The organism is Neobacillus niacini NBRC 15566 (genome assembly GCF_001591505.1).
Lineage (GTDB): Bacteria > Bacillota > Bacilli > Bacillales > Cytobacillaceae > Neobacillus > Neobacillus niacini.
In genome coordinates this window covers 62,351-82,960 of record NZ_BCVA01000026.1, presented here as the reverse complement: position 1 = coordinate 82,960, position 20,610 = coordinate 62,351, and the positions used below count along the sequence as shown (strand labels likewise).

Here is a 20,610-nt window from a genome sequence, read left to right as displayed (position 1 = left end):
CCAATCCCCTTGCTTGGGGACAAATCTTAACAACTCACGCTTGGTTTTGTCCCCAATCCCCTTGCTTGGGGACAAATCTTCCAAACTTTCTCTCTGTTTTGTCCTCAATCCACCTGCTTGGGGACAAATCTTCCAAACTCGCTCCTTGTTTTGTCCTCAATCCCCCTGGTTTTAAAATGAATCTTCTATTTTTAGGAAAAAACAGACGAACCGCAGGGACGATTTGTCTGTTTCAAAGCCATTTACCATTCGATCCCTTTTGTTTCTAGAGATTTACGTAATCTTTTGATGGCCTGATTATGAAGCTGCGAAATGCGGGATTTGTGTAACCCAAAAACTTTACTGACGTCTGTAAAGCTTAAATTTTCGAAGTAAATTAATGCCAAAATAAGCTTTTCTCTTTCGGGCAGGGTCTCAATCAACTCAGCTAACGCTTGTTTCCGTTCTTTCGCCTCTAGCCATTCGTCCTGTTTAATCGATTTGTTGTCCTCAATTTGTTGAACCGCTGCATTTTCCTCTAAGCTTTTCGGTTCGTCTAATGAGTCTTGATGAATAAAAGATAGTTGTAATTGTGTTTGTTCATATTCTTTCATGCTTATACCCATATGTTCACTTACTTCTGTCGGAGTGGGGCGGCGCATATAGGACTGCTCTAATGTCTCCAGGGCATTCCAGTATGTTTTCTCTTTTTTTCGCAATGTTCGGGATACATGGTCATTTTGTCGTATTCCATCGAGAATTTCGCCGCGGATCCGCTGAGCAGCATATGTTTCAAATTTGATTCCTTGAGAAGGATCAAACTTTTTACCCGCATCCCACAAACCTGTCATTCCATAAGAAATGAGATCATTTTCATCTGCCGCATCCGATAAGCTTCGTTTCATATGCCTCACAACTCTATGAACCAATGGAATATATTGATCCATTGCCTCTTCCACATTCCAATTCACTATATATTCCCCTTCCCAAACATTATGACCTTAGCAATCTTGAAAAATTACGAATAAACCCTTTAATTCCTTTGTTGTCTTCTGATACCGTAGAACCTGTCACAAATCTTTCAGCTAAGTTCCTTAGCGTTACTGACGCCGGAGATCGTGGAAATGCGATATAAAAAGGTACTTGTTTCAATACCGCTTGCGTAACGGCGGCGTCATCTGGGATCGCTCCAAAGATCTTTATTTCTTTTTTTAAAAAGGATTGAACTGCTAGTTTGACTTTACTAGCCACCTCTATTCCTTCTTTTTGGCGCGATACCCGGTTTACCACCAATTGAAAAGAGAGCGCAGGATTTTGGCTATGTAATATTTTTATAACCGAATAAGCGTCTGCTATCGCAGTCGGTTCAGGCGTTGTTAGGAGAATAATTTCATCGGCTGACAAATGACATTGTTGTGATTCAACGGTTAATCCTGCACCGGTATCAATCAAAATAATATCGGCATACCCATGAAGTTTTTCTAACTCCTGAAAAAAATACTGTCTCTCCTCGTCCTTTAATTGAAGAAGTTGCTGAAATCCAGAACCCCCTGCAATATATTCCAACCCGCCCGGTCCTTTTTCTAGTACACTCCAAATGCTTTTCCGTTCTCGGATCATATCCCATAAGTGTTGTTTTGGAGTTGCCCCCATGAGAATATCTAAGTTTGCCATACCAATGTCGAGATCGATTACAACGACTTTCTTTCCCAGCTCCATCAAACTAAGCGCAAAACTTAAGGTGAAGTTTGATTTCCCCACTCCACCCTTACCCGAGGCAATCGTGACAACACGGGAAGTCCGCTCATGGCTAACTAGTGAGTTAGATAAATGTCTTAATTGGTGTGCTTGATCCTGTTTCATGCTCATCTACTCCTAAAATCTTTTTTGCCATAAAAACGGGGTCTGTCTTCATAATATCCTGCGGAACTCCTTGTCCTAAGCTCACATAGGACAAAGGATATGGATAGTGATAGACCATATTAAGAGCAACACCGTAGCAGCTTGTTTCATCCCATTTTGTTAAAATAAGCTTGTCAATTGGGACAGATTTCATCTGTTCCACGATGTTCCGCATATCCCGCCAACGGGTTGTCATACTAAGAACTAGGTAATTTTCCTGCGGTGTATCACAGCGTAAATATTGATTGATTTCTTCAACATATTCTTCTTCTAGATAATTTCGGCCGGCGCTATCCATAAAAATCAAATGACAGCCTTTCAATGCCTCCATCGATTTTGATAAATCATCTGGACTGGAAACGACTTCTAACGGGATGTTCAAAATCCCCGCGTACGTTTTCAACTGCTCCACCGCCGCTATTCGGTATGTATCCGTCGTCAATAAACCAACTTTCTGTCTTTGGTGAAAAACTCGGGCTGCCGCTAACTTGGCAATCGTGGTCGTTTTACCCACACCCGTAGGACCGACTAAGGTAATTAGAAAAGGAGTAGAATCTGTATCCTTTTCTTGTCCTTCTTCAAAAAGCTGCTCAATAATCGTCATGAAGCTTTGCTCAATCTCTTGAGGAGTTAGGTTTTGAATCTGATTCATTTTCACTTTTTTTACAATATACTCAATTACTTCTTCATCCACTTCTTGTTCCCGCAGGCGCTGTACCCACTTTTTTACCGTGGTTGGTAAAGTTTTCTGTTCATCTTTAACGATTGTCTTAATTAATCCCTTTACCTCGGACAGCTCTTTTAGTACTTCCTTCTGGGTAACGTTCACCGGTTTTTCGGCTCTCATATTCGACTCCGCATGAGTTGACTTTTCGGGATAATGATCAGCAGCCGCTACCACTTCGACCTGTTTTTTTCGAAACAGACCAAAAAATCCTCCTGTTTTAATGGGCTTCGTTTTTAAGATAAAAGCTTCTGTTCCTAAATCATGGAAAATCATTGGATAAGCTTCCGTTACCTTGTTGACGACATAGGTTTTGATAATCATAGATTAACCACTCCAACACTTTGAACCTCAACGTTTGCCTCTAACTCGTTATAGGAAAGAATAGGGATATCAGCCAATGTTCGTTCCATCATTTGCCGTACATACATCCGAATCCCTGCGGATGTTAAAATAATCGGCCGAATTCCAAGTTGGGACATTTGCTCAATTTTTTGAGAAAAAGAATGGATCATTTGGCTTGAGGATTCAGGGTCTATGGTAAGAATATCCCCTTGCTCTGTCCTCGTAATCGACTCTGCCAGTTTCTTTTCAATTCCTGCTCCGACCTGAATCGCGTGAACTACGCCGTTCCGAACATATTGAGACGTTAATTGACGGGCCAATGCCTGCCTTACATATTCCGTTAAGATGTCAGGATTTTTCGTGTAGACAGAGTAATCGGCGAGTGCCTCAAAGATAGAAGTAAGACTTCTGATTGAAACATTCTCTTTTAACAGCTTTTGTAACACCTTTTGAACATCACCAACTGAAAGGACATTTGGTATTAATTCTTCTACTAAAGATGGCTGATTTTCTTTTACATGGTTAATTAATTGTGTCGTTTCTTCTCGTCCTAAGATTTCATGAGCAAATTTACGGATCGTTTCAGAAAGATGCGTGCTGACGATTGAAGAAGGGTCGATGACCGTATAACCAAACAGCTCGGCCTCATCCTTCTTATCTTCTGTAATCCATAGCGCAGGCAGTCCAAATGTGGGCTCTACTGTTTCAATTCCGTCGATTCCATGTTCCTCATCATTCGGATTTAGCATTAAGAAATGGTCTAATAAAATCTCGCCCTTGGCTACTTCATTTCCTTTTATTTTTATCACATACTCATTATGGTGAAGCTGAATATTATCACGAATGCGAATGACGGGAACGACTAATCCCAAATCCAACGCAATTTGCCGGCGAATCGCAACAACCCGGTCTAATAAATCCCCGCCTTGATTGACATCTGCAAGCATGATCAAACCAATGCCAAATTCGAATTCAATCGGATCTTCTCTCAGTAAAGCAAATACATTTTCTGGCTTGCGCACTTTTTCTAGCTCTTGTTCTGATTGCGTAGTCTCGATCGCTTCCTCTTGCTTCGTGCGTTTATTCTGTGTGCTATAGGCAGCAAATGCGAGTAACCCGGCAATTCCCCATGTAAGGAAAATCCCAATGGGTGTGACGACTCCCAGTAATGCAATACATCCCGCAACTACATATAACAGACTTGGGTACAAAGACATTTGCTTCATTAAATCATCACCAAGATTGCCTTCTGAAGCTGCTCTCGTTACCATAATCCCTGTTGCCGTAGAAATTAACAGGGCGGGAATCTGACTCACTAGACCATCACCAACAGATAAAAGCGTAAATGTATTGACTGCTTGGGAAAAATCCATCCCGTGCATTGTCATTCCAATGATAAATCCACCGATGATATTAATAATTAGAATAATGATTCCAGCGATCGCATCGCCTTTTACAAATTTACTTGCACCATCCATGGAACCGTAGAAGTCCGCTTCCCGCTCAACTTTGCTTCTTCTTAGACGCGCTTCCTGATCATTGATCATCCCCGTATTTAAATCGGCATCAATACTCATTTGTTTTCCCGGCATGGCATCTAATGTAAAGCGTGCTGCTACTTCTGCTACCCGTTCCGATCCTTTTGTAATAACGATGAATTGAACAATGACCAAGATTAAAAAGACAATTAATCCAACCACCATATTTCCGCCAATAACAAAGTCACCAAATGTTTCAATGACCGCTCCGGATTTTGCAGTTGAGAGGATAACTCTTGTACTGGACACATTCAAGGCAAGACGAAAGAGAGTTGTCAGCAAGAGAAGAGCAGGAAAGATAGAGAAATCCAGCGGCTCTTTCGTGTTCATCGTAATTAATAGAATCATAATGGAGATGGAAAGATTAATAATTAGTAATATATCTAGCAAAACCGTTGGCAGTGGGATGACCATCATCGCTATGACCATGATTACTGCAATTAAAACACCTAGATTTTTTATCGTCACCACACAACCTCCTCTACTTGCTTAATGTACCTTTCACTTTATAAACATAAGCCAGCACTTCTGCTACTGCCTTAAAAAGGTCTTCCGGAATTTCCTGACCAATCTCTACACTTGCATATAAAGCTCTGGCTAACGGTTTATTTTCCATAATGACCACACGGTGTTCCTTTGCCACTTCCCTCATTTTTAGGGCCAAATAATCCGCACCTTTAGCAACCACAACCGGCACCTTTGTTTTGCCGGCCTCATAGGCGATGGCAACCGCAAAATGCGTTGGGTTCGTAACCACAACTTGTGCTTTCGGAATTTCCTGCATCATCCGTGCACTTGAGATTTGGCGTTGTTTTTCTTTGATTTTATGTTTAATTAATGGGTCACCTTCGGATTTTTTATGTTCATCTTTAATATCTTGTTTGGACATCCGCAAATTCTTGGCATGATCAAATCGTTGATAAAAGAGATCCGCTACTGCAATCACGAGATAGACGGCAGAAATTGTCATCCCCAGTTTCACCGTAAGGGAGCCAAGAAACGAGACCATTCTTAACGGCTCCATTTGCGGCATTTTCAACAGCACCGTTTTTTGCTGCCAAAGAAATATCGCTGTTACCGTCACAATGATCACTAGTTTTAGGATCGACTTAATCAACTCTACCAAGGTTCGTGGTGAAAAAAGACGTTTTGCCCCTTCAACTGGATTGATTTTTTTTAGATCCATTTTGATGGCTTCGGTGGAAACAAGAAACCCAACTTGTGCTAATCCAGAGACAAAGCTGCCTAGCCAAGCTGCCAAGATAATCGGACCCGCAATGATCACACTATCCTTTAAAAGAGTAACGAATAACAACGATATCGATTGTTCCGATATATCGAGCACTAACCAATCACTGAAACCTTGCCGATACATATGTAAGAAGCGTTCGGCCATCTGCTCCCCATAGAAGGACAAGAAAGAAAATGAACATAACAGGACAATGGCATTTGATAAATCAGCACTTTTGGCTACTTGTCCTTTTTTCCTTGCCTCTTTCTTTTTTTGCGGAGTGGCTTTTTCAGTTTTTTCAGCAAAAAGCTGCAAATCTAATCTTACGTACATCGTTTATGCTCCTAATATCTTTAACATTTGTTCGAAGGAGTGAATCATTGTCTGAATCAACTTTTCCATCACCATTAAAAAGACTGGAATAAATACAAATAAAACGATAAAGTGAACAGCCATTTTAATTGGGATTCCGACTACAAATAGATTCATTTGCGGTACCGTCTTGGCTAAGATTCCTAATGCAATATCCACTAAAAAGATGGTTGTAACTACGGGGGCAGCAATTAATAGCGCAATCCAAAACATGTCCTTCACAATCAACAGCGATAAGTGAACGAGATTTTCCGAAACACCCCCAGGCAGCCAGGAATCAATTGGAATCCACTGGTAACTGGCCAACACCCCGCGCATCAGAAGATGATGACCGTCTATGGACAAAAAAAATAAAATCGCAATGATATAGAAGAATCTTCCTGTAAGATTCTCTTGGATTCCGGTTTGCGGATTAAACATTGTCGCCATTGCAAAACCACTCTGCAAGTCAATAAAACTACCAGCAAGCTGAACCGCATACAACAACAGATTTGTAAAAAAACCTAAGCATAGACCTACCAGGACTTCTTTTAAAATAAGAAGAATAAAAGTAGAATCCATCTCAATCATCTGTTCAGGCTGAATCAAGCCAACCACTAGCAAACTTATAAAAAAAGCACTCCCCCATTTAAATGGGGCGGGAATTTGCCTTTCCATCCATAACGGTGCGGTGACAAAGAAACTTGTTAACCGAACAAACACTAACAAGAATATCGGAACTAAATTTAAGATACTCATGGAATTACCCTATGAAACGGGTCAAATTTGATAAGATATCCCGCGTGTAATCGACAAGTTTAGTGAGCATCCAAGGACCAAAAAACAACAAACTGACAAAAACAGCAATGATTTTTGGGGCAAACGCTAGTGTCTGTTCTTGGATCTGCGTAATCGCTTGAAAAATACTAATTATTAATCCTACCGCCAAGGCTACACCTAAAACGGGGGCCAAAACGAGGATGGTTAAATAGATCGAGCTTTGCGCAAGCCCCATAATGCTGTCTGGTGTCATAACGTTACTCCTTATTTAAAGCTTACGAACAAAGATTGTACGACCAAGTTCCATCCATCTACTAAAATAAACAGGAGAATTTTAAACGGCAGTGAAATAAGTGAAGGCGGCACCATCATCATTCCCATTGCCATCAGAACACTGGCGACAATCATGTCGATAATAATAAATGGGATAAAGATTAAAAAGCCCATTTGGAAAGCTGTTTTCAGTTCACTAATCGCAAAGGCCGGAACCAAAGCCGTTAGTGGAATATCTTCAATCGATTTGATGTTCTTCGTGTTTCTGTATTCCAAAAAAAGCTGTAAATCACGTTCACGCGTTTGCTTTGCCATAAATTCCTTCATAGGCGAAATTGCTTCATCCAAGGCATCTTCTTGACTCAACTTTCCTTCTAGAAAGGGCTGAAGTGCCTGATGATTCACTTCTTGAAAAGTGGGTCCCATAACAAAAAAGGTTAAAATGATACTAAGTCCCATGATGATTTGAGTCGGAGGCATTTACTGTGTGCCGAGTGCAGTCCGAACAAACGATAGAACAATCGCAATCCTCGTAAATGACGTCATTAATAATAGAATGCTGGGTGCAACCGAAAGAATCGTAAGGAGGAGGATTAACTGTATTGATAATGCTGTCCCTTCGACATCCTCTGAGCCTCCCATATCGAAATGAATCCCTGGCATGGAAGTTATATCCATTGCAGCAAAAACAGAATCTTGTCCTACAAATAAGAGTAAAAAGGTGAGGAGTAGTGGTTTCTTCATCGATTTTCCTCCTTATTTGGCTGATGAGAATCTGATTTTACTTCTTTTAATTGCTTTAAGAGAAATTCATCCCACTTTTCCTGTGAGGTCTTTTTAAGTTGATTGCTCCATTTCGTTACCGAATCAATTGGTTTGTCCGCAAGTGATTCAAGCATCCTTCTTTGTTCTTCCCCCGGCGGGATGGTTCGAATGAGATTCACATCTTCTCCCACTCCTAATAGGTATAAGGTATCCCCCACCATCACCATTTGTATGGATCGGTTGTTACCGAGTGAATGCCCGCCTATTGCATGGAACGGACCCCCTCCAGCGTAAATCTTTGTTTTCTTAGATAAATATTTTAGTACGATAAAAAGAAGCAACAAGATTAATAGGAAAGATCCGATAAATTTTAACGCATAAGGGACCACTGAAGCCTTGACAGGTTCGGGACTTGCTTTTGTTTCCGTTTGATTTACCGGTGTTTCCTTTTCGAATTGTTCATACACCGTTCCCTCTTTTGCTTCTGCGACCGATAATGGGAAAAGAGAAACTAGCAGACTAATCGTAAGTATTCTTATCCATTTTTTCCATGTACACACTAGACTGTCCCTCATTACTTAATTTTTTTCTCTTTTTCCTGATCAGAGATTACATCTGTAATCCGGATAGCAAATTTATCATCCATGACCACTACCTCGCCGACAGCAACCGAATGTTTATTAACGAGCACATCCACATATTCTCCTGCTAATTTATTTAAGCCAATAACCGAACCCTTTTGCAGCTGAAGAATTTCGCGGACACTCATTTTAGTTCTCCCCAGTTCAAAAGAGACTTGAAGAGATACATCCGTTAATACCTGTATTTGTTTTTTTCCTGCAGCGGCAGGGACCTGGTCCGGAAGAGGGGAAAACCGCACGGACTGAACTGCTCCAAAGGATCCGCTCTTTTGTTCTTTCACGTATGCCAGCTCCTTTCAAGAGAAGGTTCTACATGGATAGACGTTGATGAAAATGGCGGATCGCAGCCATTTCATCCATCAGATCCTGCTCGATTTTTTTCTGTTTTTGAACATACTTCTCAAACGCTTTATCCCGCAAATGACTCCATGTTTTTTCATCCTTTTGCTTATCTAACAGATCTATTTTTTTATCAGCCATTTCTTTATCAATCAAATCAATCTGCGCTTCTAACTTAGATATCTGCTGGTTTAAATAGGTGAGATACTCATTTCGTTGTTGAATTTCAGCAATGGAAGCAGTCCCACTACCTATTTCTGTCTGTTGTAAAATAAGAGTTCTTCTTTGTTCCAAGGACCGAAGCTCTCCCATAATTGCTTCCTTTTTCATCCCAATCTGCCCTAACTCTAGTAATGCTTGCTCTTTTTCCTTTTCTTTAAGGTTTAAAATATGAATATATGGAAAATGAAAGGTCACAGTTGTCCATCCTCCCCAAATTTAGTTAGCAGTTGATTAATGGTTGTATCTATCGATGGGGATTCATTTGTCCCTTGCTTCACAAATTGATCAATCCATTCTTTTACATCCACAGCCCGGTCAATTTCCCGGTCCGTTCCCCTCTTATAAGCCCCAATTTGAATTAAATCCTCTGCATTTTGATAAACACTTTTATGCTGCTTTAGGATCTCCGCTGCTTGTAAATGTTCACGCGTCACAATTTCACTCATCACCCTGCTTACACTCGATAAAACATCTATCGCCGGATAAACTCCTTTACGAGCAAGGTTCCGGTCTAAAACAATATGACCGTCCAAGATCCCGCGTACCGTATCGGCTATCGGTTCATTCATATCGTCGCCATCTACCAATACTGTATAAAAGGCAGTAATACTGCCATTTGCATTTGTTCCCGCTCTCTCCAATAAACGCGGCAGCAAAGCAAATACGGAGGGAGTGTACCCTTTCGTTGCCGGAGGTTCACCAATTGCCAAACCGATTTCCCTTTGCGCCATTGCATAACGCGTGACAGAATCGAGCATTAAATTAACATTCATCCCTTGGTCACGGAAAAATTCCGCAATGGCAGTCGCAATCATCGCTCCCTTAATGCGAATCAGCGCCGGCTGATCAGAAGTGGCTGCGACAACCACGGACTTTTTCAACCCTTCCTCACCTAAGTCCCGCTCAATGAAATCCAAGACTTCCCGGCCGCGCTCACCAATTAAGCCGATGACATTGACATCCGCTTCAGTGTTCCTGGCAATCATACCTAGAAGGGTACTTTTCCCAACACCGCTTCCGGCAAAGACCCCTACTCTTTGTCCCTTTCCAACTGTTAACAGCCCGTCAATCGTTCGAACACCTACACTCAACGGCTCTGTGATCCTCGGTCTGGTTAAAGGATTGGGCGGAAGATTGTCCGTCCCCGTCTCCAGGAGACCGGCTGGCAGAGTGCTTCCATCCATCGGATTGCCGAGCCCATCCAGCACTTTACCTAGAAGGTCCATTCCTACCTTAACGGTTAACGGTTTTCCCGTTGATACAACATCGCAGCCAGGTGCAATGGATTGAAGTTCTCCAAGCGGCATCAATAACACCTTATGATTGCGAAATCCAACCACTTCTGCTTTGATCGGTTTCTGCTGCTGGGGGGAAAAGATATGACAGATATCCCCCAACTTCACATCAGGTCCATGAGATTCTATTGTTAACCCAATTACCTGTGTTACCTTGCCGTTCATTTTGATAGGATTGATGGTTTCTAGCAAATCGAGATAGGGTTTAACATTCCATTTACTCACGAGAATCCTCCTGTTGATAAGCTAGCAGCACTTTTTTGATCTCACTTAGCTGTACATCAATTCTGGCGTCGACACTACCGGAGGAAGTTCGAATAATGCATCCTCCCTGTTCAATGGAATAATCAGGGAAAACCTTGATCTCGACCCGGCCGTTGTTCATGGCTAGCAATTGTTCTCTTTGCCTTTGGACAAATGAGAAATCTTCGGGAGTGACACCGATTGAAATGGACTCAGTTTCGTAAACAGATGCTAGTGTTTGTTTAATAATATGGATTAAGCTATCAGGCTGCATTTTCAATTCCTGCTGTAAAACCTTTTTGGCAATTTCCATTGTTAATTCAATGACAAACGGTTCTGCTTCTTGAATAATTGAAGCTTTTTCTTGATAGGCTTCCTCTAACAAGTAAGCGGCCTTTTGCAGATGCATTTGATATTGCTCCTTCGCATGCTGAACGCCGTCCTCAATCCCCAGCTGATAACCTTCTTCATACCCGCGCCGTTTTTCCTCTTCCAACTGTGCACGAAAACTTTCTTCTTCCCTTGTTCGCCACTCGTTTAATTCTTCTTGTGCGCGTTCCTTTTGCTGCGCTAATTCCAACAGCAATTGTTCTTTCTGATGCTCCACAAATGGCGGTTTGGGCATTACATCCCCAGGCATTGGATCTCGCGCGGGCAAACCAACAACTTTTTGTTCATTTTTTGCGACAACGTTAAATGATTTTAACAGTCTAGATGACACGATTCTCTTCCCCATTTCGAGAAATGATGATGACACCGTCTTCCTCTAATTTACGAATGACCGTTACAATTCTGCCCTGTGCATCCTCTACATCTTTCACACGAACTTGCTCGTTTGCGTTCAATAGTTCTTCAAGTCCCTCTTCACGACGTTTTGAAATGTTCCGGTAAATCGCATCTTTTACTCCTTGGGTGGTCATTCTTAGCGCCAGATAGAGGTCCTGATTTTGAACATCCATTAACACTCGCTGAATCGAGCGATTATCGAGATACGCAATATCATCAAACACAAACATTCGTTGTTTAATTTCATTGGCTAATTCAGGGTCCTCGTTTTCCAATGTTTCAAGAATATTTTTTTCCGTTCCGCGGTCTACACTGCTTAGAATACTGACAATACTATCAATCCCTTTTTGTACTTCATGCTTCTGGGAGCTTGTCATCGTTAATTTTTCTTGTAAAACCTGTTCTACTTGATGGATAATCTCTGGCGAGGCGGTATCCATCATAGCAATCCGCTTGGCAATTTCAATTTGTCTCTCTGGCGGAAAGACGGAAAGTGTTGCTGCTGCCTTTTCTGCATCTAAGTAGGATAAAACCAGCGCAACGGTTTGAGCATTTTCATATTGGAGTAAATGAAAGATTTGTGATTGCTCGACCTGCTGGATAAACTGAAACGGTCTGTTATTCGTCCGATTGCCCATCCGTTTAAGAAAACCTGCAGCTTTATCCGGTCCAAAAGTACGTTTTAATAATTCGGTTGCTGTATCAATTCCCCCATACGAAACGATATTGGAGTCAACGGCCAGTTGATGGAATTCCCTTATTACTCTCTCTTTTACATCAGAGGTAACCCTGCGCAATTCGGTAATTTCCTTAGTGATACTTTCTATTTCACTTTCTTTTAAATGTTTCATGATTCCCGCAGAGACATCGGGTCCGACCGAAAGCAATAATATTGCTGCCTTTTGAGTGTTTGTATACTGTTCCATTTAATCGCTCCCTTAACCCTAATCCCTTGAAAGCCAATTTCGCATCAGTCCCACAAATTCTTCAGGCTGTTGCATTGCCATTTGTTCGACTTGTTTTTTAATGGCCACTTTTTCATCTTCCTTCAACTCAACAGTCTTAACCGGTGCTTCTTGAAACACAGGAAAGGGATCGTCCTCTTCCTCTTTTGATTTTCTCCGGCGCAATAAAGCGATTAGAACAATGAATAAAACCAATCCACCTGCACCAATAAGAGCATACTTCCACCAAGCCCATGCTGGAAGGATACTTGCTTCTTCCTCCAGTTTCGGCATTTCTGCTTTTCCGTTAAATTCCTGAGAGAATACGGTAATTCGTGATTGGACATCTTGATCGGTTAAAGCGTCATTTGAGCTTAGTGCGGTTCGAACTACATTTGAAAGAATTTGTTGAATACTATCCTTTGTTTCCTGTGTTAAGGATGCAGGATTCTCCGGATTTGGCGGTTCAACACCGACATTGATCGTCAAATCTTCAATTTTATATGGACTTTGTACAATTTCATTTGTGATACGATTGACTTCATAGTTCACACGTTTTTCTACTTCTTCTGAAGTGTTTTCTTGAGATGGATTTGTACCTGCATATCCGGCAATATCACTTTCTCCCGTTCCATCCACACCGGAAGTCGTATCTTTTCCACTGTAGTTTTTCGAAATCTCCTCTACACTGACAGCAATGCCTTCATTTTCGGCTGCTGGTTGTACTAAATCCTCACGCTTCTTCACTTGATCAAAATTTAAACGTACAAAGGCTTGAACAAGAACTTTGTTTTGACCAATAACCGTCCCAAGCATTTGCTGCAAGTCTTTTTGAATATCTGCTTCAATATCCTTTTGAATCTTCCGTTGCTGCTCATAATTATCTAATGCACCCGTCAATTGTTCTGGCAGACCCAATCCTTGCCCGCTCTGGTCCGTCATCACAATGTTTTCTTTAGGCAGGTTCGGCACACTTTTTGAAACCAAATGATATAAAACCTCAATTTCCTGTGGTTTCAATTGATATCCTGGCTCCAGTTCAATGACTGCGGAGGCTGAGGCTTGCTCCTTCTCATCGGGTTGGACAAACAAGCTTTCCTGTGGGGTTGTGATTACAACAGCAGCATTTTTTACTCCTTCAACATGCCGCAGAAGATCAGCCACCTCTCCTTGAAGCGCCTCTTTTTCCATTGCATCTAACTGGCGGTCCGTGGCCCCGAATTGCAAATCCTTTGTCATATCAAAAAAACTGATAGTACCTGTTTCGGGAAGACCTTTGGCTGCCAATGAAACTAATAATTGATCAACATCTTCCTTTGGCACCAAAATCGTTGTCCCATTACGATCTAGTTTATAATCGGTAAAGCCTTCTTGATCTAGTTCTGCTTTGATATCGCCAATTTCCTTTTGACTCATCTCCGTAGTGAATAATGGGACATAAGTAGATCTGGATAGAAAAAAGATAGAGAGAGACAAAGCCACAATGATGGCGATAAAAATACCAATAAATAGAAACCTTCTTTTTTTACTGACTGAATTCCAAAAATCTATGTACTTTTCTTTAAAGTCACGTATTTGTTGATTCATGCTCACTCCACTATTTCATCTAAGATTTTACTAGATTTGCATTCTCATCATTTCTTGATAGGCTTCCACTGCTTTGTCTCGTACTTGTGTCGTTAACGAAACGGCAATACTAGCCTTTTGTGCCGCAATGGTAACATCATGTAAATTAACTGCTTCCCCTTTTGCCAGCGATAAAGATTTGGATTCAAAATCTTTCACGGCACCATTGGCGTCTTGAATATACTGATTCAGCACAGATCCAAAAGAGGAATCTGCCGTACTTTGAGGCTTATTAACTGTTGGTAACGATCCCGTAAACGCTTGAATACTTGATATGTTCATTTATTTTTCCCCACCTTATCTTCCAATCTCAAGAGCTTTCACCAGCAGCGATTTTCCTGCATTAAACGCGGTAACATTGGCTTCGTAGGCTCTTGATGCAGCCATTAAATCAACCATTTCCTTTGTAACGTCTACATTTGGCATCATCACATAGCCTTGCTCATTGCTGTCAGGGTTTGCGGGATCATAAACTGCCTGAAATGGACTTGTATCTTCTACGATTTTATTAACTTGGATTCCAGAGAGTTCTTTCTCTAGATAATTGTCAAATGGTGAATTCTGATTTGCCGTCACTTCTACCATTTTTCTGCGATATGGAACCCATTCTCCGTCCACCATTTGTCCTCTTGTCGTGTTCGCATTCGCAATATTCGAGGAAACGACATCTAACTTTAACCGATTCGCTGTTAAGGCTGATCCGCTAATCGAAAGCGATTGAAATATTGACATTTCTCTCATCACCTCGCCCTAATCGCTGTTTTTAATAAATTAAATTCCTCATTTACCCCATACGTTAACGATTGATACCAAATGGTATTTTCACTCAGCTTCGTCATTTCATAATCCAAATCCACACCATTACCGCTGTTTTGGAAAACGGTATTTTCCTGCTCAAGCTTAGGAGTAGGGAGTGGAGACGATTCTCCAATCGGGACATGCTTGGCATTCGTGCGGTTCCCAATAAACTGGCTCTTTACTTCTTGCTGAAGCAATTGTTCAAAGGATACCTTCGTAGGTTTAAAATAAGGGGTATTTACATTGGCGATATTATTTGAAATGGACTTTTGACGCAAAGAGGACGCATCTAACGCTCTCGACATAATTCCAATCATCTGATTCATCTTCTCACCCACTTTTTTCAATCTGCTAAACTATAATGATTTCATCGCCTGTGTCCAAGTTATTTTTAATTCCTGAAACATTCCCTCTATTTCCTTAAGAATCTCAATGTCTTTTGACATATTTGCCTCAATCAATCTCTGTTTCATATAATCATAGAGTGAAAAAAGAGAGTTGGATGTTTCAATCTCCATGTTTAACGTCACCATGAGTTCCGTGATAATTTCTTGGGTTTTCATAATCAAAGAATGTGCCTTCGCTGGATCTTTTTTCTCAATCGCCAGCTTTGCCTGATTCAGAAACTTCACGCCGCCATTATATAGCATGAGTGTCAGCTCTTCTGGTTTTGCCATCATGATTTGATTTCGTTGATAGATTTCATTTGGATTGATCACTTGTGAGATCCCCCTTACTTCTTACTGTCATAAAATACTCCCTTTGAAACAGTGATCCGATCATCATATTGACTTCTAAGATATTGTTCATTTTGTGCGTGACGTACACGATTCGATAGTTTTTTCATTGTCTTTTGCATTTGGATTTGAATTTCTTTCTCTAGCGTAGTAAGTTCTCTAAGCTGTACTTGAATGCGTTCATTGCTAAGAACCATTCCTGCTTGATTATCTAACCTATTAATAGTAGAAATACAGATTTCCCGCTGCTCGATTAAAAGGGGGGCCTTTTCCTCTTCCCCGAGTTGTAATGCACTCAATATCGCCTTCGAGAGCTCAAAATATTGCCTCAACTGTGTTTCTTTTTCCTCTATCATTTTCCCCTCACCCTAATGACTGTCATAAAGGAGATTGGCAAATTTCCTTAATTCTAACTCCGAAGTGCTCTTCAATCACCACAACTTCGCCTTTTGCAATCAACTTGTTATTCACATACACATCAACTGGTTCTCCAGCCATCTTGTCCAATTCGACAATCGACCCACTGGTTAATTCAAGAACTTCGCTAATTCTTTTTTTTGTTCTTCCCAACTCCACAACGATTTCTAAGGGAATATCTAGCAGAAGGTCCAAATTCATTTTTTCATTTGCGTTTTGCCCAAAATCATCCGACTCTAGCTCTGTAAACTGAAAGTGTTCATTGGCTGCACTCTGTTGGCTGCTGCCGAGAAGTGCTTCCATTTCATCTTGTGTGAGTTTCCCCTTTTCAACCATTTTTGCCTTCCCCTTCTATCAAGTGCTCAATTTTAACGGCAACTCTCGACTTCTTCGTTCCTGGATGTGCTAAGAACTTCAATTCTTCATTTACATTTACTTTCAGAGGCTCATCCACCAATTGGTTTAATTGAATGACATCATCGACGTTTAAACCAAGGATTTCTTCCATCGTAATCGTCGCCCGCCCTAATTCCGTAATAACCGGAACAATTAAATGCTCAATCTGTCCTTGTAAAAATTCACTTTCTTCCTTATTTTTCACCCATTTTCCATGTCCGTACCAATTATGGGAGGATAACTTAGGAATAAACGGCTCTAACAATATGTATGGAATACAAAGATGTATCGTTTCTTCCACTTTTCCAACTGTTAGTTGGAATGTGATGACGATGACTGTTTCCGTTGGGATACCCAATTGCAAAAACTGGGGATTGGTTTCCATGTTCAAAAACTTGATCGGGAGCACCATAATATCACTCCAAGCTTTTTGCAGGATTTGAACGACTCCCTCTAATAGACGCTTTAAAACATTGGTTTCAATCGGAGTTAAGGTAGAACGTCCCCATTCCTCTGCTGTTCCTTTCCCGCCTAAAAGTCGGTCAATCATCACAAAAGCCATTTCAGGATTTAAGTCCATCGCCATTCGGATTCCTTGTTCACCTGATTCAAACACACTTAATATCGTAGTGTCCGGCAGCTGGTTAATAAACTCTTCATACAGCATTTGCTCAACTGTCGTAACCTCTACTTGGACAAACGAACGTAACTCAGATGAAATAAAGGATGCAAGCTGGTAAGCAAAGTTTTCATGGATTCTCGTCAGTACCCGTACCTGATCCATCGATAACCGCAATGCCTTTTTAAAATCATATACTTTCAAATTTGCAGGGTTACTTCCAATTGGGGAATTTGACACACGATAGTCCATTCTTCACACATTCCCTTCCACTGTTAAAAAAGACCAACAAAAAAAGACGAGACTACTCCGAAGAATAGTCTCGTCCATAGCTAAATAAACTAATAGATTAGGACAATCTATATTTCGGCAACTGGCTGGCTTACTGTTATTACAATTTAGCCCCTATAGCTTTGCGTCGCTGAGTTTCCTCAGGTTTGCCTTTTTCAATTTTTAAAATTTATTACAAAAAAAGCATAACATTACAACTATTAATTTTCAATTATATTTTGTAGAATACCCCCATAAAATGACGAACATAATCGAATGTTTACGAAAATTTAACAAAATACACTATAAAAATTGAAAAATATGTAAAAAAAGAGAGAAATATCTCGAATGATATTTTCTCTCTTTATCTATTATCGTTTTAAATTTACCAATTCTTCTAATATTTGATCGGAAACTGTAATAATTTTTGAATTTGCTTGGAATCCACGCTGGGCGGTAATCATTTCGGTTAGTTCTTCTGATAAATCAACGTTTGACATTTCGAGTGCGCCTGCGATAACTTGTGCATTACTTCCTTCCGTGAGCAGCGTTGCAATCGAGGCTGAATCAGCATTTGGTGTTAAAGAATACAACGAACCACCGGCTTTCAATAACCCCTTTGGATTGTCAACTGCTATGGTTCCAATTTTCAAACCGGAATCTTCACTTGTTCCATCCGGGTTAACACCAATAATGCTGCCATTCGCATCAATGGAAAACGTAATGTATTGATCTGGGATGGTAATTTTTCCGCCATCTTGGCCGACTACAAACATACCATTCTGATTGACCAAATTATTACTGCTGTCTAATGTGAAATTCCCAGCTCTTGTTAAGAACTGCTTCTGTGAGGCATTTTCGACTACAAAAAATGCATCGCCATCAAGGTAAAGGTCTGTGCCTATATTCGTAGTTGTTGGACTTCCAGGTGTGTGAAGAGTATCAATGCTGCCAACTCTTGTTCCTAAGCCCACCTGAATCGGATTTGTCCCGCCTGAGAGTGGCGCTGGGTTCGCTCCTGCAGTTTGCGTTGGACCTGTTGCCCCTTTAATCGTCTGACTGAAAATATCTTCAAATACGACACGGCCTTTTTTAAAACCTACTGTATTAACGTTCGCAATATTGTTCCCAATAACATCCAATTTTGTTTGAAAACCTTTTAGTCCGGATACCCCTGAATTTAATGAACGAAGCATGTTTTTGTTCCTCCTCTTATTGATTCATTTCCATTGAATCGATTAAACTTGATAGTATTTCTTGATCGCCAATTTTATAGTAAACTTGATTATTTTTATAATTAATCCCTGTAACCGTTCCGCTCTCTTCCACATTGGTTTCTGGGTTTGTCCAGGTGACTTTATTTCCAAGCACATAAGAATATTGACTTAAATTATTGCTAGATTCTAAGTAGGCTGTAAGCGAGTTATTAAGGTTGGAGAGCTGTTCTAATACGCTTAACTGTGCCATTTGTGCCACGAATTCACCGTCTTTCTGCGGCTGCGTTGGGTCTTGGTTTTGAAGCTGCGTAACTAATATTTTCAAAAATGCTTCTTTTCCCATTTCCTGCTTTGGCTGGGTGCTGTTTTTTTGTGCTGAGTAGGAATTGATCGTATTGATTGAAGTCAATGGTGTCCCCCCTTACGCTGTGGTATTTATTTTAGAAACCCATCCAGTTTCAATTGCATAATCTCGATATTCATCCTGGGTTTGGATCAATTGTTGATCGTTACGCTTACGTGAATCTTGCTGTCCATGTCTTGCATTTGAATCTCCCTTTTGTGAGAAAGCCCCCATGAAGTTAGAGTTTATGTTCTGTTGCGAGATATCGATTTTCACGACATGCAGCCCCTGTGTTTCTAAAGCAGACCGTAATGTCTGAACATGTGATTCTAGTAAATCCTTACCTAAAGGAGTCGATGTAAGGAATTCAGCCGTTACTTGCCCCTCCTGAATGGTAACCTTGACATCGACCTTACCTAAATGCTTTGGCGCCAGGGTAAACGCAGCCTCGATTCCATCTTCCAATCCTGTTACATGTATCGAAGATTGTAAAAACTTCGTTATTTCTTGATCAAATTGGTTAGCTTGTACAGTTTGTAAAGGGACACCCTTCTCATTGGAAATAATCGGTTGGGTCGCCTGCGTTGAATGAACCGTGGTGAAGGCGTCCACTGAAGAATTCCTGCCCGTTTGGTTCATATCAAGTAATTCTTTTTGAGTGGAATCCTCATTAGTGACTATCCCTGTTTCTTTAACGTATTCAGCTGTTACTGCCTTTTGATAAATGGTTGCAGTTTCCAGCAGTATTTCACCTTTCTGTCCGTCAACACCCACCAGGCTATTTATTGCCGATTGGAACAAAGGATTATCTGCTGTTTGTTTCGCCATCTCTACGTTTGGCTCAGCTTGGACCTGCACTGCTATCGACCTTTTTTCCATCCCTTCTAGGAGAATAGGATCCGTTAATGCATTTTGCTGCAATGAGGCAGGTTGTACCAATGGGTTAATGAATCCAAAAGGCACCGTATCTTCTTCCTTTTGCTGCTCTTGTACTTGGCCGATAAGTTGTAACAAAGCCTCAAAACCATCAGCCTGTTCTCCCTCACTCGCTGCCATTTTGCCGGTTTGATTAATGCTTTTCATTTGTATTCCTGAAAGCTGGATCACGTTCTGCCACCTACTCACTTTCCTTTGTATAAAAGATACCTATTACGCATAATTACTCCCTGTTGTTAAGGTATCAAAGTAGCGCTGAACACCTGTTACCCAGTGATTATTAAGTTGAGTGGGGTCATTAGCCGCTCCAATTGGTGCATACTTGGCCCCTATTTGAGCGATGGTTAATTTCCCTTTATCTAAATAGTTTTGACGAAGGTTTCGAGCCATATCAAATATGCTCTCTTCAATGGATGAATAGGTTTTTAAACCGTTTTTCCCCATCATCCCTGCCACATTAAATTTAAAACGAGCCGCGTTAGACGTTCCGTTACCCGTTTCATGGATGGAGATAGCTGCCAGGAGAGCAGGATCAATATTATATTTTTTACCAGCCTCTTGAAAAAAGTGACCTGTATTCTGCAAAACTCCCTTTAGATGGGCATTAAGATTGTTGCTGCCCGTCGTTTTAGAAGAGAGAGATTCACTTTGTGGAACTCCTGCCCCAGTCTGAGGGACCAGCGAATCCAAACGAGCTAGTAGAGTTGAAATATCTAGATTGCTAGTTGATTTATGATTCATCTTGGTTTGCAGCAACACTTGTTCAAGTAATTCCTCAAAGGGATTATTTGTTAGACCTGATTGATTAGAAAGGTTACTTTCCCCGAGGCGCGAAGTATCTAAGATCGTTTTGTGAAGCAGCCAATTACTAGACAAAGATCCAATATTCATAG

At 40.9% G+C, this 20,610-nt stretch carries 24 protein-coding genes, 2 pseudogenes and 1 riboswitch; all 26 genes and pseudogenes read right to left on the bottom strand.

Features of this window, described 5'->3' with window-relative positions:
* Positions 1-242: 242 nt before the first annotated feature.
* The 26 genes and pseudogenes from BANA01_RS18050 to BANA01_RS29195 all read right to left on the bottom strand — a co-directional run bounded on the left by BANA01_RS18050 (position 243) and on the right by BANA01_RS29195 (position 20,608).
* A complete protein-coding gene (locus tag BANA01_RS18050) occupies positions 243-950 on the bottom strand; it encodes a sigma-70 family RNA polymerase sigma factor (RefSeq protein WP_063254225.1) in 708 nt (235 codons plus the stop codon).
* Between the two features lie 22 nt (positions 951-972).
* Positions 973-1,842 (bottom strand): MinD/ParA family protein, encoded by an 870-nt coding sequence (locus BANA01_RS18045; protein WP_063254224.1) that lies wholly within the window; start codon positions 1,840-1,842, stop codon positions 973-975.
* A complete protein-coding gene (gene flhF / locus BANA01_RS18040) occupies positions 1,802-2,929 on the bottom strand; it encodes a flagellar biosynthesis GTPase FlhF (RefSeq protein WP_063254223.1) in 1,128 nt (375 codons plus the stop codon). Before flhF ends, BANA01_RS18045 begins: the two co-directional genes overlap by 41 nt.
* Positions 2,926-4,956: a flagellar biosynthesis protein FlhA gene (gene flhA / locus BANA01_RS18035; protein ID WP_082799585.1), complete on the bottom strand. Its 2,031-nt coding sequence runs from the start codon at positions 4,954-4,956 to the stop codon at positions 2,926-2,928. The genes flhF and flhA overlap by 4 nt, the downstream gene beginning before the upstream one ends.
* Before the next feature lie 13 nt (positions 4,957-4,969).
* Positions 4,970-6,052, bottom strand: coding sequence for a flagellar biosynthesis protein FlhB (flhB, locus tag BANA01_RS18030; protein WP_063254222.1), 1,083 nt, complete (start codon positions 6,050-6,052; stop codon positions 4,970-4,972).
* A 3-nt stretch (positions 6,053-6,055) separates the two neighbouring features.
* The gene (gene fliR / locus BANA01_RS18025; RefSeq protein WP_063254221.1) at positions 6,056-6,829 is read right to left on the bottom strand and encodes a flagellar biosynthetic protein FliR; all 774 of its coding nucleotides are present in this window, start codon (positions 6,827-6,829) and stop codon (positions 6,056-6,058) included.
* 4 nt (positions 6,830-6,833) lie between these two features.
* Positions 6,834-7,103, bottom strand: a complete 270-nt coding sequence (gene fliQ / locus BANA01_RS18020; protein ID WP_063254220.1) for a flagellar biosynthesis protein FliQ — start codon at positions 7,101-7,103, stop codon at positions 6,834-6,836.
* 11 nt (positions 7,104-7,114) lie between these two features.
* A pseudogene (fliP, locus tag BANA01_RS18015) lies at positions 7,115-7,867 on the bottom strand (flagellar type III secretion system pore protein FliP).
* The gene (locus BANA01_RS18010; protein ID WP_063254219.1) at positions 7,864-8,448 is read right to left on the bottom strand and encodes a flagellar biosynthetic protein FliO; all 585 of its coding nucleotides are present in this window, start codon (positions 8,446-8,448) and stop codon (positions 7,864-7,866) included. Before BANA01_RS18010 ends, fliP begins: the two are co-directional and overlap by 4 nt.
* Positions 8,449-8,462: 14 nt before the next feature.
* A complete protein-coding gene (gene fliN / locus BANA01_RS18005) occupies positions 8,463-8,810 on the bottom strand; it encodes a flagellar motor switch protein FliN (protein WP_052106255.1) in 348 nt (115 codons plus the stop codon).
* A 28-nt stretch (positions 8,811-8,838) separates the two neighbouring features.
* A complete protein-coding gene (gene fliJ, locus BANA01_RS18000) occupies positions 8,839-9,285 on the bottom strand; it encodes a flagellar export protein FliJ (RefSeq protein WP_034672481.1) in 447 nt (148 codons plus the stop codon).
* Entirely contained in the window at positions 9,282-10,550 is a 1,269-nt protein-coding gene (gene fliI, locus BANA01_RS17995) for a flagellar protein export ATPase FliI (protein ID WP_235847174.1), read from the bottom strand. The genes fliJ and fliI overlap by 4 nt, the downstream gene beginning before the upstream one ends.
* Before the next feature lie 52 nt (positions 10,551-10,602).
* Entirely contained in the window at positions 10,603-11,349 is a 747-nt protein-coding gene (locus BANA01_RS17990; protein ID WP_052106257.1) for a FliH/SctL family protein, read from the bottom strand.
* Entirely contained in the window at positions 11,339-12,340 is a 1,002-nt protein-coding gene (gene fliG, locus BANA01_RS17985; RefSeq protein ID WP_034672487.1) for a flagellar motor switch protein FliG, read from the bottom strand. Before fliG ends, BANA01_RS17990 begins: the two co-directional genes overlap by 11 nt.
* Before the next feature lie 18 nt (positions 12,341-12,358).
* Positions 12,359-13,945, bottom strand: a complete 1,587-nt coding sequence (gene fliF / locus BANA01_RS17980; protein ID WP_034672490.1) for a flagellar basal-body MS-ring/collar protein FliF — start codon at positions 13,943-13,945, stop codon at positions 12,359-12,361.
* Between the two features lie 30 nt (positions 13,946-13,975).
* Entirely contained in the window at positions 13,976-14,266 is a 291-nt protein-coding gene (gene fliE, locus BANA01_RS17975; RefSeq protein ID WP_034672493.1) for a flagellar hook-basal body complex protein FliE, read from the bottom strand.
* A gap of 15 nt (positions 14,267-14,281) precedes the next feature.
* Positions 14,282-14,716: a flagellar basal body rod protein FlgC gene (flgC, locus tag BANA01_RS17970; protein WP_034672496.1), complete on the bottom strand. Its 435-nt coding sequence runs from the start codon at positions 14,714-14,716 to the stop codon at positions 14,282-14,284.
* Positions 14,717-14,724: 8 nt separating this feature from the next.
* Complete coding sequence (gene flgB, locus BANA01_RS17965) at positions 14,725-15,108, bottom strand: flagellar basal body rod protein FlgB (RefSeq protein ID WP_034672498.1); 384 nt, start codon at positions 15,106-15,108, stop codon at positions 14,725-14,727.
* A 30-nt stretch (positions 15,109-15,138) separates the two neighbouring features.
* Positions 15,139-15,501, bottom strand: a complete 363-nt coding sequence (fliS, locus tag BANA01_RS17960; protein WP_034672500.1) for a flagellar export chaperone FliS — start codon at positions 15,499-15,501, stop codon at positions 15,139-15,141.
* Between the two features lie 14 nt (positions 15,502-15,515).
* Positions 15,516-15,875 carry a hypothetical protein gene (locus tag BANA01_RS17955; protein WP_034672502.1) on the bottom strand — a complete coding sequence of 120 codons (360 nt, stop codon included), beginning with the start codon at positions 15,873-15,875 and terminating at the stop codon, positions 15,516-15,518.
* Between the two features lie 22 nt (positions 15,876-15,897).
* Positions 15,898-16,143, bottom strand: a pseudogene (fliN, locus tag BANA01_RS30420) (flagellar motor switch protein FliN); the annotation flags it as partial.
* A gap of 121 nt (positions 16,144-16,264) precedes the next feature.
* The gene (fliM, locus tag BANA01_RS17945; protein WP_052106258.1) at positions 16,265-17,203 is read right to left on the bottom strand and encodes a flagellar motor switch protein FliM; all 939 of its coding nucleotides are present in this window, start codon (positions 17,201-17,203) and stop codon (positions 16,265-16,267) included.
* Positions 17,204-17,316: 113 nt separating this feature from the next.
* Positions 17,317-17,403: riboswitch (cyclic di-GMP riboswitch) on the bottom strand.
* A gap of 189 nt (positions 17,404-17,592) precedes the next feature.
* On the bottom strand, positions 17,593-18,417 hold the full coding sequence (locus BANA01_RS17940; protein WP_034672505.1) for a flagellar hook-basal body complex protein: 825 nt from the start codon (positions 18,415-18,417) through the stop codon (positions 17,593-17,595).
* A 16-nt stretch (positions 18,418-18,433) separates the two neighbouring features.
* Positions 18,434-18,847: a flagellar hook capping FlgD N-terminal domain-containing protein gene (locus BANA01_RS17935; RefSeq protein WP_063254218.1), complete on the bottom strand. Its 414-nt coding sequence runs from the start codon at positions 18,845-18,847 to the stop codon at positions 18,434-18,436.
* 12 nt (positions 18,848-18,859) lie between these two features.
* On the bottom strand, positions 18,860-19,888 hold the full coding sequence (locus tag BANA01_RS17930; RefSeq protein WP_063254217.1) for a flagellar hook-length control protein FliK: 1,029 nt from the start codon (positions 19,886-19,888) through the stop codon (positions 18,860-18,862).
* Between the two features lie 42 nt (positions 19,889-19,930).
* Entirely contained in the window at positions 19,931-20,608 is a 678-nt protein-coding gene (locus BANA01_RS29195; RefSeq protein WP_082799580.1) for a glucosaminidase domain-containing protein, read from the bottom strand.
* Positions 20,609-20,610 lie beyond the last annotated feature (2 nt).

Coding starts and splice junctions, on each gene's coding strand:
- BANA01_RS17955 (WP_034672502.1), bottom strand. CDS start 15,875: ATGATAGAGGAAAAAGAAACACAGTTGAGGCAATATTTTGAGCTCTCG.
- flgC (WP_034672496.1), bottom strand. CDS start 14,716: ATGTCAATATTTCAATCGCTTTCGATTAGCGGATCAGCCTTAACAGCG.
- fliR (WP_063254221.1), bottom strand. CDS start 6,829: ATGAGTATCTTAAATTTAGTTCCGATATTCTTGTTAGTGTTTGTTCGG.
- BANA01_RS29195 (WP_082799580.1), bottom strand. CDS start 20,608: ATGAATATTGGATCTTTGTCTAGTAATTGGCTGCTTCACAAAACGATC.
- BANA01_RS17940 (WP_034672505.1), bottom strand. CDS start 18,417: ATGCTTCGTTCATTAAATTCAGGGGTATCCGGACTAAAAGGTTTTCAA.
- flhF (WP_063254223.1), bottom strand. CDS start 2,929: ATGATTATCAAAACCTATGTCGTCAACAAGGTAACGGAAGCTTATCCA.
- fliQ (WP_063254220.1), bottom strand. CDS start 7,103: ATGACACCAGACAGCATTATGGGGCTTGCGCAAAGCTCGATCTATTTA.
- flgB (WP_034672498.1), bottom strand. CDS start 15,108: ATGAATCAGATGATTGGAATTATGTCGAGAGCGTTAGATGCGTCCTCT.
- fliG (WP_034672487.1), bottom strand. CDS start 12,340: ATGGAACAGTATACAAACACTCAAAAGGCAGCAATATTATTGCTTTCG.
- fliI (WP_235847174.1), bottom strand. CDS start 10,550: ATGAACGGCAAGGTAACACAGGTAATTGGGTTAACAATAGAATCTCAT.
- fliM (WP_052106258.1), bottom strand. CDS start 17,203: ATGGACTATCGTGTGTCAAATTCCCCAATTGGAAGTAACCCTGCAAAT.
- flhB (WP_063254222.1), bottom strand. CDS start 6,052: ATGTACGTAAGATTAGATTTGCAGCTTTTTGCTGAAAAAACTGAAAAA.
- fliE (WP_034672493.1), bottom strand. CDS start 14,266: ATGAACATATCAAGTATTCAAGCGTTTACGGGATCGTTACCAACAGTT.
- fliF (WP_034672490.1), bottom strand. CDS start 13,945: ATGAATCAACAAATACGTGACTTTAAAGAAAAGTACATAGATTTTTGG.
- BANA01_RS18045 (WP_063254224.1), bottom strand. CDS start 1,842: ATGAAACAGGATCAAGCACACCAATTAAGACATTTATCTAACTCACTA.